Annotated in this window: 9 protein-coding genes; 8 read left to right on the top strand and 1 reads right to left on the bottom strand. The window is 75.4% G+C overall.

Annotated elements, in window-relative coordinates:
• The first annotated feature begins 42 nt into the window (after positions 1–42).
• The 8 genes from CFRA_RS03040 (at position 43) to CFRA_RS03075 (ending at position 13,136) form a co-directional block, all read left to right on the top strand.
• Entirely contained in the window at positions 43–270 is a 228-nt protein-coding gene (locus CFRA_RS03040) for a DUF3107 domain-containing protein (protein WP_075663408.1), read from the top strand.
• A gap of 92 nt (positions 271–362) precedes the next feature.
• Positions 363–1,223, top strand: coding sequence for a DUF3152 domain-containing protein (locus CFRA_RS03045; protein ID WP_075663409.1), 861 nt, complete (start codon positions 363–365; stop codon positions 1,221–1,223).
• On the top strand, positions 1,220–2,176 hold the full coding sequence (locus tag CFRA_RS03050; protein ID WP_169842162.1) for a TIGR02569 family protein: 957 nt from the start codon (positions 1,220–1,222) through the stop codon (positions 2,174–2,176). The genes CFRA_RS03045 and CFRA_RS03050 overlap by 4 nt, the downstream gene beginning before the upstream one ends.
• Before the next feature lie 3 nt (positions 2,177–2,179).
• A complete protein-coding gene (locus tag CFRA_RS11835) occupies positions 2,180–5,467 on the top strand; it encodes an ATP-dependent DNA helicase (RefSeq protein ID WP_245797647.1) in 3,288 nt (1,095 codons plus the stop codon).
• Entirely contained in the window at positions 5,460–9,053 is a 3,594-nt protein-coding gene (locus tag CFRA_RS03060; protein ID WP_245797648.1) for an ATP-dependent helicase, read from the top strand. Before CFRA_RS11835 ends, CFRA_RS03060 begins: the two co-directional genes overlap by 8 nt.
• A 155-nt stretch (positions 9,054–9,208) precedes the next feature.
• The gene (locus CFRA_RS03065) at positions 9,209–10,291 is read left to right on the top strand and encodes a potassium channel family protein (RefSeq protein WP_083666796.1); all 1,083 of its coding nucleotides are present in this window, start codon (positions 9,209–9,211) and stop codon (positions 10,289–10,291) included.
• A complete protein-coding gene (locus CFRA_RS03070; protein ID WP_245797650.1) occupies positions 10,288–11,064 on the top strand; it encodes an NAD(+) diphosphatase in 777 nt (258 codons plus the stop codon). Before CFRA_RS03065 ends, CFRA_RS03070 begins: the two co-directional genes overlap by 4 nt.
• Complete coding sequence (locus CFRA_RS03075; protein ID WP_075663412.1) at positions 11,061–13,136, top strand: ATP-dependent DNA helicase UvrD2; 2,076 nt, start codon at positions 11,061–11,063, stop codon at positions 13,134–13,136. Before CFRA_RS03070 ends, CFRA_RS03075 begins: the two co-directional genes overlap by 4 nt.
• Here CFRA_RS03075 and CFRA_RS11565 read toward each other — a convergent pair.
• Positions 13,075–14,067, bottom strand: a complete 993-nt coding sequence (locus tag CFRA_RS11565; RefSeq protein WP_075663413.1) for a hypothetical protein — start codon at positions 14,065–14,067, stop codon at positions 13,075–13,077. The two genes, CFRA_RS03075 and CFRA_RS11565, sit on opposite strands and share 62 nt — an antisense overlap.
• Between the last annotated feature and the right edge of the window lie 55 nt (positions 14,068–14,122).

The raw sequence follows: 14,122 nt of genomic DNA on the forward strand, positions 1-14,122 counted from the left end.
ACGAACCCCGAGACCAAGGAAAGCGAGCTCTGTTTCAGCAGCATGGAACTCAAGATCGGCTTCAAGGACACTCCGCGTGAACTCGTGATCGACGCCAAGGGCGACGCCGGGGCCGTCTCCGGCGAGGTGCGCTCGGCCCTCGAGCGCGGCGAGGGGATCCTGGAGCTGGAGGACCAGCGCGGCCAGCGCTACCTCCTCCGCGTCTCCGAGGTCGCCTACGCCGCCGTCGGCGCGGACACCCCGCGCACCGTCGGCTTCGCCGGGGCCTGACCCCGCCCACCGGCGTCGCCCCTCACGGGCCCTGAAGGCCCCGGGCGCGCGCCGGACACACCCCGCCCACTTCCTCGACCCCTGGTTGGCTGATGTCTCACGAACCCTGGTACGTCCGCTTCGCGCGGTCCTTCGGCTGGCGCGCCTACGCCATCCCGGTCCTCGCCGTGATCACCGTGTGGGTGCTCATCGACGTCTTCACCGGGTCCGGCATGCCCAACTCCGACGAGACCCCGGACCAGGCCGCCGAGTCCTCCACCCTGGAGACCGGCCCGAACCCGGCCGACCAGCCCGACCCGCACATCGCCGCCGACGAGCTGCCGGCCGGCGGGCCCTACGCCACGGAGAGCACCGGTGAATACCGCCTGATCGGCAAGCCGGGCGCCGAGGCCGGCCAGGGCACCGAGAAGACGGTGCGCTACGTCATCGAGGTCGAGAAGGGCGTGGACACCTCGTCGACGGGCGGCGACGACGCCCTGGCGCACATGATCGACGCCACCCTGACCAACCCGGCCGGGTGGACCCACGACGAGCGCTTCCGCTTCGAGCACGTCGGCCCCGACGACGACCCGAACATGCGCATCCAGCTGACCAGCGTGGGCACGACCCACGAGACCTGCGGCCACGACCTGGCCATGGAGACCAGCTGCTTCTACAGCGACGGCAATCGCCTGGTCATCAACGAGGCCCGTTGGGTGCGCGGTGCGACGCCCTTCAAGGGCGACATCGGCTCCTACCGCCAGTACCTGATCAACCACGAGGTCGGCCACGGCATCGGCTTCGCCGCCCACCAGCCCTGCGGCGGTGACGGCGAGCTGGCCCCGGTGATGATGCAGCAGACCCTGAGCCTGAACAACGCCGAGCTGCACTCCTTCGACCCGGAGGAGGTCTACCCGGACGTCGACGAGACCTGCCGCTACAACCCGTGGCCCTACCCGAAGGTGCAGCCGTGACGCCGCGCAACGACCCCGGCCGGGACGGCACGGTCCACGACATCTCCGAGGCGCGCGGCGCCCGGCGGACCGACGCAGAGATTGACGACGCCCGCGATGCGGGCGCGGACCAGGTCCCCGCGGCGGCTGCGGCGGGGGTGCCCGCCCACGTGGCGGCGGCCTTCCAGGCCGACGACCGGCAGCCCGCCGTGCCGCTGGGCGCGGCCTGGGACAACGGCTGGCGTCTGGGCACCGTCGCGCTCTCGCGCGCCGTCGGTCCGCACACCACCTGGTCGGCGCGGGTACGCGAACGCGTGGAGGTCGACGGGCTGCGCGTGGTGCGTCCGGTGCGCGCCACCGACGGCCGCTTCCTCGCCGCCGGCTGGCGGGCCAGTCAGTTCGTCGAGGGGGAGCCGGGCGCGCGCGTCGACGAGACGGCCGCGGCCGCCCTGCGCCTCGAGGCCGCGCTCGTCGCGGGCCTCGACGACGGCCTGCCGCTGCCCGAGTCGGACCCCGAGGACGTCTTCTGCGCCGCCGACCGCGCGGCCTGGTCGACCCACGAGCCGCGGGTGCTCGCCGGCGTCGAGGACGGCCTGCACCGCGACCTGCTGCTCAAGCTGCGCGCCGCGATGGGGCCCCTGGCGGGCCCGGCGGTGCCCTGCCACGCGGACATGCTGGCCACCACCGTCTACGCGCCGGGCAACCCGCCGGCGCTGACCGACCTGGTCGGCGTGATGCACCCGCGCGGCTACACCGCCGCGCAGGTCATCGTCGACGGCCTGCTCGCCGGCGCGGTCGACGCCGGGGTGATCGCCCGCTTCCGCCACGTGCCGGATCTCCACCAGCTGTTGGTGCGCGCCGCGGCCTACCGCGTGTGGGTGCACGTGCTGCTCAGCAGACCCGAGCCCGCCGCCTCCGCGGCCCTGGCGGAGGTCGTCGATCTGCTCCTGTCGCGCCCGGGTGGCACGCTGTGAGGCATGAGCGAACCCACTGACTTCTCCACGCCGCGCGTGCGGCTGGTGCGCCGCGCGGCCGCGGACGCCCCGCGCGACTGGTCGCACCTGGCGCACGGCCTGCCGGAGTCGGGCCTGTGGCGGGTCACCGGCTCGGCCGGCTCCGGGGTGACCAGCCTGCTGGTGGACACCGCGTTGCAGCGCCTCGACGCCGGCGCCGACCCCGCGGGCGTGCTCGTGATCACCGCCGCCAAGGACGCCGCCGCCCGGGTGCGCGACATGATCGGCCGGCGCCTCGTCGACCGCCCCGGCACCCCGTACGTCTCCGACGCCACCCTGGTGCGCCCCGTGCACTCGGTGGCCTTTGCGCTGCTGCGCGCCGGCGTCGACGAGGAGATCCGCCTGATCACCGGCGCCGAGCAGGACGCCGTCATCCGCGAGCTGCTCATGGGCCAGGCCGAGGACGGCACGGGCGCGTGGCCCGAGGACCTGCGCCCGGCGCTGACCTACCTCGGCTTCGCCCGCCAGCTGCGCGACTTCCTGCTGCGCGCCGCCGAGCGTGGCCTCGGCGAGGAGGACCTCGAGGCGCTCGGCGCACGCCACGGCCGCCCCGCCTGGACCGGGGCCGGGGACTTCCTGCGCGAGTACCGCCGCACCATGAACCTGGCCGGCACGCGCCGGCTCAGCGCCTCGGAGCTGGTCGCCCAGGCGCTGAAACTGGTCACCGAGCGCCCGGAGGTCATCGAGCGCGCCGGGCTGCACACGGTGCTCGTCGACGACGCCCAGCACCTCGACCCGCGCTCCTGCGACCTGGTGGGCCTCCTGCTCGAGCACGCCCGGGCGACCCCTGGCGGGCTCGGCGTGCTCGCCGGCGACCCGCGCCAGTCGATCTTCCGCTTCCGCGGCGCCTCCCCGGCCTTCCTGGCCGACACCGCCGTGGACCACGCCCTCGAACTGCCGGGGACCCGCCGGCGCCCGGAGACGCACTTCCTGGTCGCGGACACCGCGGCCACGGAGAACGCCGTGCTCGCCGACACCGTGCGCCGTGCCCACCTGATCGATCGCGTGGACTGGAACGAGATCGCCGTGGTGGTCCGCCAGGCCGGCCAGATCGAGCCGGTGCGCCGCGTGCTGCTCGCCGCCGGGGTACCGGTGCACATCAGCGCCACCGACCTCGTGCTCGCCGAGCAACCCATCGTCGCCGGCATGATCCTCGGCGTGCGCGCGCTCTCCGAGGAGCTGACCCCCGGCGAGCTGCACGAGCTGGTGCTCGGCCCCGTCGGCGGCGCGGACCCGGTCACCCTGCGCCGCCTGCTGCGCGGGCTGCGCCGCTTCGACATGGACACCCGCGCCGTCGACACGCTCGCCCGCCTGATCGACCCGACGACCGCCCCGGACGAGGAGGAGACGGCGCGGCTCTCCGAGGTGCTCACCGAACGCGAGCTGGCCGTGCTCGGGCGCATCCGCGACGTCCTCGTCGCCGGACACGCCGCGCTCGAGTCCCACGGCTCGGTCGAGGAGGTGCTCTGGGCGCTGTGGCAGGCCACGGGCCTGGCTGAGCACCTCTCCGCGGTCGCGCTGCGCGGCGGGGCCGCCGGCTCCCAGGCGGACCGCGACCTGGACGCGATGATGGCCCTCTTCGACGCCGCCGGCGACTTCGTCGAGCGCCGCCCGACGGCGGGCGTCGAGTCCTTCGTGCGCCACGTCGCCGAGCAGGAGCTGCCCACCGGCGTGCGCGACCGGCGCGCGGACACCCCGCAGGCCGTGCAGGTGCTCACCGCGCACGCCACGGCCGGGCGCGAGTGGCGCCGGGTCGTGGTCACCGGGGTGCAGGACGACCGCTGGCCGGCCCTCGGCGAGACCGGCTCGCTGTTCGAGCAGGAGGAGTTCGTCGACCTGGTCGACCGGGGCGTCGACCCGGACCTGCCGGTCGACCCGGAGGCGCCCGCCGGACGCAGCGAGAAGCTCGCCGAGGAGCGCCGGCTCTTCCGCGAGGTCGCCATGACACGTGCCACGGAGCGGCTGACGGTCACGGCCGTCGACGCCCCGGACGCCGACGAGCCGACCGAGCCCAGCCGGTTCCTCGGGGAGTACGCCCGGGAGAGCGACGGGGCCGTGCGCGTCGAGCGCGTCTCGCGGCCGCTCGCCGGGGAGCCGGTCGCCCGGGACTCAAGTGATGCCGGCGCCGGTGCCGCAGACGCCGGTGCCGCCGGCGCGGCTGATGCGGGGGCCGCCCCTGCGTCGGACGACGCGGAGGCCGGAGCCGCCGGGGACGACTCGGCGGCCGGGGTCGCCGAGGGCGGCGGGCGCTTCGCCGTGCTCTCCGTGCCGGACCTCGTCGCCGAGCTGCGCCGCGCCGTCTGCGACCCGCAGGCCGCGGAGCCGCGGCGCCGCCAGGCCGCCCGCCAGCTGGCACGCCTGGCCGAGGCCGGGGTCCCCGGCGCCGACCCGGAGCGCTGGTGGTCCGCCCGCGAGCCCAGCGACACCCGCGAGCTGGTGGCCCCCGGACCGGTCAACCTCTCGCCCTCGCAGATCGAGAAGCTCGCCGAGTGCCCGCTGCGCGCCGGGCTCGAGCGCCTCGTCGAGGGCACCGAGACCGCCCCGCAGCTGACCCGCGGTTCCCTGGTGCACGCCTTCGCCGAGGCCGTCGCCCGCGGCGTCGATGCCGCCGAGGCACGCCGTGTGGTCACCGAGGCCTTCGAGGACACCCTCGCGGTGCCCTCCTGGGCCCGGGAGAACGCGCTGGCGGACTGGGGGCGCCTGCTCGACCGCACGGCCTCCTGGATCGCCGGGCGTGACGCCCGCTTCGACCTGGTCGGCGTCGAGACCGAGGTGGAGGTGCCGGTGGCCGAGGACGTGGTCATCCGCGGGCGCATCGACCGCCTCGAGTGCGAGCGCGACAGCGGCGAGCACTTCGTCGTCGACCTCAAGACCGGCCGCAACGCGGTCTCGAAGAAGGACGCCGAGGAGCAGGACCAGCTGCGCGCCTACCAGCTCGCGCTCTCCCGCGGGCGCGTCGTCCCCGCCCCGGACGACCCCGCAGCCGCGCGCGTGGGCGCGGGTGAGCCGCACCCGGCGATCGGCGGCGCCGTGCTCGTCTTCCCGGGAACGGACACCAAGAGCGTGGCCACCCGCGAGCAGTCCGCCAAGTCCGCCGAGGAGCTCGAGGCCTTCGCCGCCGAGCTGCCGGCCCTGGCGGAGGCCCGCCGCGGGCCGCGCCTGGCCGCCCACCTCAACCCGCACTGTTCGACCTGCCGGCTGGCCCCGGTCTGCCCGGCCCAGCCGCGGGGGAGGAGCGTCACCGATGCCTGAGTCCAGCACGCAGAACCGGATCAGCCCGAAGACCCTGGCCGCCCTGCTCGGCCAGCCCTCGCCCACGCCCCAGCAGGCCGCGGTGACCGGCGCGGGCCCCGGCCCGCTGCTCGTCGTCGCCGGCGCCGGTGCGGGCAAGACGGCCACCATGGCCGCCCGTGTCGTCTGGCTGGTGGCCAACGGCCTGGCCGAACCCGACCAGGTCCTCGGCCTGACCTTCACCCGCAAGGCCGCCCAGCAGCTCGGCCACAAGATCCGCGGCCAGCTCGCCGAGCTCGCCGGCAGCCCCCGGTTGCGCGAGGTCGACCCGAGCGGGAGGCTCGCCGACCGGCTGGCCGACGCTGCGCCCACGGCCAGCACCTACGACTCTTTCGCGGGTTCCATCATCCGCGAGTTCGGGCTCCTGCTGCCGGTCGAGCCGACCGCGCGCATCATCGGCAAGACGGAATTGTTCACGATCGCCTCGCAGCTCGTCGAGGACTACACCGGGGTGCTCGAGACGACGGTGAGCACCGGTGAGGTCGTCGAGCGCGTGCTCGCCCTCAACGCCGAGATGGACAACCACCAGGCGGACCCGGAGGACGTCGCGGACGAGGCGCGCGCCTTCATCGCCAACGTCACCGACCTGCCCAAGGCCCCGCGCCAGCGCGACGCGTTGAACAAGGACATGCAGAAGTGGGTCGACGCCCAGCGCATGCGCATCGACTTGCTGCCGCTGGTGACCGCACTGCGCGCCGAGCTGCGCGAGCGCTCGCTGACGACCTTCCCGCAGCAGATGAGCCAGGCGGCGCGCCTGGCGGCCACCCGCCCGAAGGTCCGCGCCGCGTTGCGCCGCCGCTACCGGGTGGTCATGCTCGACGAGTACCAGGACACCTCGCACTCCCAGCGCGTGCTGCTGCGCTCCCTCTTCGGCGCCGACCCGGCCGCGGAGCCCGCCCAGGCGCCCGTTCCCGTCACAGGCCCGGCCGATGCCCCAGTCGCGGGTCCGGACGCCACCGCGCCCGACGCCTCCTCGCCGGCCCCGGCCCCGCAGGCCCCGGCGCTGACCGTCGACGCCGTCGGCGACCCGATGCAGGCCATCTACGGCTGGCGCGGCGCGACCGCCGCCAACCTGCTGGCCTTCCGCGAGGACTTCCCCGAGGGCACCCGGCCCGCCCCGAAGGCCGAGCTGACCGTCAGCTTCCGCAACCCCGCCCGCGTGCTCGCCGCCGCCAACGCCGTCTCCGACAGCGTGCTCGGCTCCGCCGAGGCCACCGAGCGCCCCGTCGCCCCGCTCGAGCCCTTCGGCGACGAGCCCGGCGGGGTGTCCCTGGGCTGGTACGAGACGATCGCCGAGGAGCGCGCCGCCGTCGCGGAGAAGCTCGCCGCGCACTACCGCGCCGCAGCCGACGCCAGCGAGCGGTTCACCGGCGCGGTGCTCGTGCGCAAGAACGCCCAGGCCGCGCCCATCGCCGCCGAGCTGGAGGCGCGCGGGGTGCCCGTGGAGATCGTCGGCGTGGGCGGGCTTCTCGACGTCCCGGAGGTCGCCGACGTCGTCGCCGTGGCGACGATGCTGGTGCGCCCCGAGGACAACGCCGCGGCCCTGCGCGTGCTCTCCGGGCCGATGGTCGGGCTCTCCGTCAAGGACCTGCAGGCCCTCGACGGCCGCGCCCGCCAGCTGGCGCGGCGCTCCCGGCCGGCCCCGGCGGGGGAGGAGTCCACGGAGACCGCCGGGACCCCGGACGTCACTGGTACCTCGGACGCCGGCGGGACCGGTACCTCGGACGTCGCCGCGGCCGCCACCGGGGACTCCACGACGCCTGCCTCGAGCGCGGCCTGGGCCGACCTGCTCGCCGAGATCGACGAGGCGCTGCCCCCGGACGCCGAGCAGGTCGTCGGCCTGGCCGACGCCGTCGCCGACCTCGGCGAGGGCGCGGGGCTCAGCGAGGAGGGCGCCCGGCGGCTCGCCCGGCTCTCCGCCACCCTGCGCGCCCTGCGCACCCGCTCGCTGGGCAAGCCCCTGCCGGAGCTCTTCGCCGACATCGAGTCCGCCACCGGGGTGCGCACCGAGGCGCTCGCCCGCGAGGACCCGGGTGCCGACGGCGCGCCGGGCACCGCCCACCTCGACCGGCTCGGCGCGGAGGTCGCCGCCTTCGCCGCCGTGCCCGGGGCCACCCTGCCCCGCCTGCTGGACTACTTCCGGCTCGCCCGCGACCACGAGGCCGGCCTGGCGCCGGGCGAGGTCTCCGTGCGCGCCGACCGCGTCCAGATCCTCACCGTGCACAAGGCTAAGGGACTGGAGTGGCGCCACGTCGCCGTGGTGCACGCCGACGACCGCACGTGGAAGGCGACCCCGGAGACCTTCCTGACCCGCCCGCACACCCTGCCCCCGGAGCTGCGCGGCGACGCCGACGAGACCGTCCAGTTCGCCCCGGACGCCGAGAACCGCAAGGAGTTCGAGACCGGCGCGAAGGCCTTCATCGAGGAGGTGCGCGCCACCGAGGCCCAGGAGGCGACCCGCCTGTTCTACGTCGCGGTCACCCGCGCCGAGCGCACGCTGACGGTCACCGGCTCCGCGCTCAACGACACCGCGAGCAGGCCCGCGGCCGCCTACGGGATGCTCGAGCTGCTCGCCGGGCACGCCCCCGACGCCGTCGAGACCTGGTTCGACCCGGCCGCGGAACCCGCCGGGGACACCGACGGCACCGCTGCAGACACCGACGGCGCCGCCGCAGCCACCGGGGACGCCGCCGCGGCGCAGGCCGCGGCGAACCGCACCACGGCGACGCAGGAGGCGACGCCGGGCGACGGGACGTCGGCAAGCGAGGCCCCGGCGCTCTTCCCGGCCGTCGACGCCGACGCCGCCGTGCGCGCCGGCGCCGAGCAGGTGCGCGCCGCCCGCGGGGAGCTGCCCGCGGCCGCCGACGACGAGCTGTCGACCCAGTGGGAGGCCGACGCCACCGCGCTGATCGAGGAGCGACGGGCACTCGACGCCCCCGACGTCGAGGTGGAGCTCTCCGGGAGGCTGACCGCCAGCGACCTGGTCAACCTGGGGCGCGACCCGGACGCCTTCGCCCGGCGCCAGCGTCGGCCGGTGCCGTTCAAGCCGAACTCGTACGCCAAGCGCGGCACCGCCTTCCACTCCTGGCTCGAGGAACGCTTCGGCGGCCAGAGCCTGATCGACGAGGACCAGCTGCCGGGCCTCGGCGAGGAGGAGGTCGCCCCGGCGGAGCTGGCCCACCTCAAGGAGCGCTTCCTCGAGAGCGCCTGGGCCGAGCGCACTCCGCAGCTCGTCGAGCACCCCTTCGAGCTCGCGGTCGGCGGCTCGGTGGTGCGCGGGCGCATGGACGCCGTCTTCCGCGACCCCGAGGGCGGCTGGATCATCGTCGACTGGAAGACCGGCGCGCCGCCGCGCGGGGCGGACCTGCGCGCCGCCGCCGTGCAGCTGGCCGTCTACCGGGAGGCCTTCCGCGAGCTGCTGGCCGCCCGCGGGCGCGGCGACGAGCCGGTGCGCGCGGCCTTCCACTACGTCGCCGCCGGCTACACGCTGGAGCCGGCGGACCTGCCCGGGCGCGCCGAACTGGAGGCCCTCCTCGACGTCGACTGAGCCGCCGGCCGCCGGCGCCCCGGTGGCGGCCCGCCCGTCACGGGCGCGGACTAGGGTGTGGGGGACAGACCAACAGGACCGGACCATGCGAGGCCCGCGCGCCGCCCCGGAGACGACCCCGGGGCGGCGCGCGGCGCCGAGCGGCAAGGAGCAACGTGGCCAAGAGGTTGCGCGAGCGGCTGCGCTCGGACGGGGAGCTCTCCGAGCTGCCCGTGCACTCCCTTCTGGGTGTCATCACCGTGCCCGACGCGGAGCGCAAGAACCCCAGCCCGTGGGCGCTGATCACCCGGCGCATGCTCTACGCGCTCATCCTGATCTGCCTGGTCGCACTGGTCGTCTGGCTGGACTCGGACGGCTACTCCGAGGACCTGACCTTCATCGACGCGCTGTACTACTCGGCCGTCTCCCTGTCGACCACCGGCTACGGCGACATCACCCCGGTGACCGAGTCCGCCCGCCTGGTCAACATCGTCTTCATCACCCCCATGCGGATCGCCTTCCTGATCCTCCTGGTCGGCACCACCCTGTCGGTGCTCACGGAGGAGTCGCGGCGGTCGCTGAAGATCCAACGCTGGAGGAACCGCGTGCGCAACCACACCATCGTCATCGGCTACGGCACCAAGGGCCGCTCCGCCGTGGCCGCGCTGCTCGCCGACGGCCTGCCCGCCTCGCAGATCGTGGTCATCGACACCGACCGCCAGGCGCTGGCCCGCGCCGAGCACCGCGGCCTGGTCACCGTCCACGGCTCGGCCACCAAGTCCGACGTGCTCAAGATCGCCGGCGTCACCCGGGCGCGCGCCGTCGTCGTCGCCCCGAACCTCGACGACACGGCCGTGCTGGTCACCCTGTCCGTGCGCGAGATGGCGCCCTCGGCGATGATCGTCGCCAGCGTGCGCGAGAGCGAGAACCAGCACCTGCTCGAGCAGTCCGGCGCCGACTCGGTGGTCATCTCCTCTGAGACCGCCGGGCGCATGCTCGGCCTGGCCACCGTGACCCCCTCGGTCGTGGAGATGATGGAGGACCTGCTCAGCCCCGACGAGGGCTTCTCGGTGGCCGAGCGCCCCGTCGCCGAGGACGAGGTGGGCGCGAGCCCCCGCAACCTCGCCGACATCGTGCTCGGTGTGGTGCGCTCCGGGGAGCTCTACCGCATCGACTCGCCCGAGGCGGACAGCGTGGAGCCCGGCGACCGCCTGCTCTACGTGCGCCGCGTGACCGGAGAGGACACCGCCGCCCAGTGATCGTCTACCTGCCCGTCGACCCCGACGGCCGCTTCCCGGTGGCCGCCGGCAGACCCGTCTACTTCACCGCCCCCGAGGTCGTCGACCACCACCGCGCCGGCTGGCTCGCCGCCGGCGTGCGCCCCGGCGAGGTCGTCGCCTTCCGCGCCGACGCCGACGCGGTCGCCGCGGAGATGACCCGCCCCGGCGTGAGCGCCGGCACCGCGCGCTCCTTCGCCGCCGACCCCGTCGTCGGCCGCGCCCTGGCTCTGCTGCGCAACCGCGAGCGCGTCCGCTTCGACCCGCTCGACGGCTCCGAGCTGACCTACGCCGACCCCGAGGGCCGCGTGGGCACCGGGGCCGGCGGCCACGAGGTCTTCCCGCGCATCAGCCCCGCCGTCATCGGCGCGGTCATCCACACCGGCGCGGACGGGGAGCCGGCGGTGCTCGTCGCCCAGAACCGGCTCCGGCCCGGCTACCACTCGCTGATCGCCGGCTACGTCGAGGCCGGCGAGACCCTCGAGGCCGCCTTCGCCCGCGAGGTCCACGAGGAGACCGGCCGGCGCGTGCGCGACGTGCGCTACTGGGGCTCGCAGCCCTGGCCCGTCTCCGGCTCCCTGATGGTCGGCATGGTCGCCCACACCGACGACCGCGAGGCCGTGGCCGCCGGCGACGGCGAGGTCTTCGACGTCCGGTGGGCCACCCGCGCACAGCTGGGCGAGCTGACCCTGCCCGCCCCCGGCTCCATCGCGCTGCGCATGCTCGACGCCTTCGCCGCCGGGGAGCTGGCATGACGATCGACCTCTCCGCCCTGGACGAGGACCAGCGCGTCGCCGCGACCGCCCCGCGCGGGCCCGTGTGCATCCTCGCCGGCGCCGGCACCGGCAAGACCCGCACGATCACCTACCGCATCGCCCACCTCATCGACTCCGGCTTCGTCAGCCCCACCCGCGTGCTGGCCGTGACCTTCACCCAGCGCGCCGCCGGCGAGATGCGCGACCGCCTGGCCACCATGGGCGTCGGCGGGGTGCAGGCGCGCACCTTCCACGCCGCTGCGCTGCGCCAGTTGCGCTACTTCTGGCCCCAGGTCGCCGGCGAGCTGCCCTGGAAGCTGATCGACAACAAGTTCCCGCTGATGGGCCGCGCCGCCCGCGCGGTCGGCCTGCAGACGACCACCGAGACGGTGCGCGACCTGCTCGGCGAGATCGAGTGGGCTAAGTCCTGCCTGCTGACCCCGGACGCCTACGCCGAGGAGATCGAGGGCTCCGACCGCACCCCGCCGGCGCCGGCGAAGAAGGTCGCCGAGGTCTACCGCCGCTACGAGGAGATGAAGAACCGCCCCGACGGCATGCTGCTCGACTTCGAGGACCTGCTGCTCCACACCGCCGCCGCCCTGGAGAACTCCGCGGCGGTGGCCGAGGAGTTCCGCGAGCAGTACCGCAGCTTCGTCGTCGACGAGTACCAGGACGTCACCCCGCTGCAGCAGCGGGTGCTCAAGGCCTGGCTCGGCGACCGCGACGACCTGACCGTGGTCGGCGACGCGAACCAGACGATCTACTCGTTCACCGGCGCCAGCCCCGACTACCTGCTGAACTTCTCCCGGGACTACCCCGAGGCCACGGTGGTCAAGCTGCAGCGCGACTACCGCTCCACCCCGCAGGTGGTGGACCTGGCCAACACGGTCATCTCCCGGGCCCACGGCCGGATGGCCGGCACCCGCCTGGAGCTGCGCGGCATGCGCGAGCCCGGCCCCGAGCCGGAGTTCCACGAGTACCCCGACGAGCCCACCGAGGCCCGCGAGGTCGCCGGCCAGATCCTGACGCTGCTCGACCGCGGGGTGCCCGCCTCCGAGATCGCGGTGCTCTACCGCGTCAACGCCCAGTCCGCCGAGTTCGAGCAGGCGCTCTCCGACGCCGGCATCGTCTACCAGGTCCGCGGCGGGGAGGGTTTCTTCCAGCGCCCGGAGATCCGCCAGGCGGTCACGGCCCTGGTGCGCGCGGCCAACTCGGACGCCGCCGCCCAGCTCGACGCCGTGCCGCTGGGCCAGGCGGTGCGCCACGTGCTCGCCCCGCTGGGCCTGACGCCCACCGAGCCCGCCGGCGCGCAGGCCCGCGAGCGCTGGCAGCTGCTGGGGGCACTCGCGGACCTGGCCGACCAGCTGGCCGCCACCGACCCGGAGCTGAAGTTCCCCGGCCTGCTCGCCGAGCTGCGCCGGCGTGCCGAGTCCCGCCAGCCCCCGACGGTGGAGGGGGTGACCCTGGCCAGCCTGCACGCGGCCAAGGGCCTGGAGTGGGACGCGGTCTTCCTGGTCGGCCTGGTGGAGAAGACCCTGCCGATCAGCCACGCGATCAAGGCCGGCGACCACCAGATCGAGGAGGAGCGCCGCCTGTTCTACGTCGGCATCACGCGTGCGCGCGAGCACCTGCACCTGTCCTGGGCGCAGGCCCGCCAGGAAGGCGGGCGCGCCTCGCGCAAGCGCACCCGCTTCCTCGACGGGGTGCTGCCGGAGACCGCCGACTCCGCTCCGGCGGGACGCTCCCGCAAGGGCTCGCGACCGCACCGCTGCCGGGTTTGCGGCCGCCCGCTGCACACGAGCACCGAGAAGGTGCTCGGCCGCCACGAGGAGTGCCCCTCCGACATGGACGACGCCGTCTTCGAGGGCCTGCGCGAGTGGCGCTCCGCCCAGGCCCGCGAGCACGACGTGCCGGCCTACATCATCTTCACCGACGCCACCCTGATCGCCATCGCCGAGGCGATGCCGCGCACCGTCACCGAGCTGCTGGACATCTCCGGTGTGGGCCCGGTCAAGGTGCAGCGCTTCGGGGAAGACCTGCTGAGCGTGATCGCCGGATACGACCGGAACTGACCGCCCAGCACACCGGGCAGCGCCGGTGCCGCGGCCACACGGCCGTCTCCGGTGCGAGCCCGGGACGCACGCGTGCGAACTCACCGGGTGCGGTCCCCGCGACGTGCGTGCCCTCCCGCTTGCCGACGCCCGCGCCTGCCGCACCGTGTGCGTGCGCGTCGGCGCCTGCCGCACCGTGCGGGTGAGCACCCGTGCCGGCGGCGCCGGGCGCCACGGCGTCAGCCAACGACAGCGCCACGCGCGCGGCGTGCGCCGCGGTGGCGGCGGCCAGTACCGCATCGGGGTGGGGCGGGCCCGTCGGAAACTGGGCCACCACCTGCGCCCAGCGCGGGTCCCGCCCGGCGCGGTGCAGGTCGACGCACAACGGGCACGGGCCCTCGCCGTCGATGTGGGCGGGGCCGACCCAGCCGCAGTCGTCGACGAGCGCGACCGGCAGGAAGGTCGGCGCCTCGCGGATCAGCGCCGGGGCGAGCGCACGGGCGTGGGCGAGCCGGTCGACGGCGAGCACGGGCACCTCGGGGGCGGCGGGTGCCGCGGCCAAGTAGGCGGTGTCTGACTCACCGCGCAGGGGCCGACGCACCTGCGCCCCGGCGGCGGCGAGGAGCCCCGCTGTCGCCTCGGCGAGGTTGCCGCGGCCGAGCACCACCACCGTCGGCCGGCGGCGTGGCACGGCGACGAGCAGGCCGCGGGCGAGCATGTCGTCGACGAGGGCGGCGGCCGCGGGCTCGGCCAACCCGGCCGCGGCGAGCCGCTCGACGGCCTCGGCGGGGGAGTGCGGCTCGTGGAGGGCGAGCACGGCGGTGACCGCGGCGGCCGGGCGGGGCACCTCGGCGATCCCGGCCGAGCGCGCGTCGAGGCCGAACTGCACGCGGCGGCGGTCGCGCACGAAGGCGTGCGCGGTGGGCGCGAGGCGCAGCACGGCGGGCGTCACGGATCCCCCTTCCCCCGAAGGACGTGTCTTCAGGCGCCATTGCAGCACAGGTATC

It is taken from the genome of Corynebacterium frankenforstense DSM 45800 (assembly GCF_001941485.1).
Lineage (GTDB): Bacteria > Actinomycetota > Actinomycetes > Mycobacteriales > Mycobacteriaceae > Corynebacterium > Corynebacterium frankenforstense.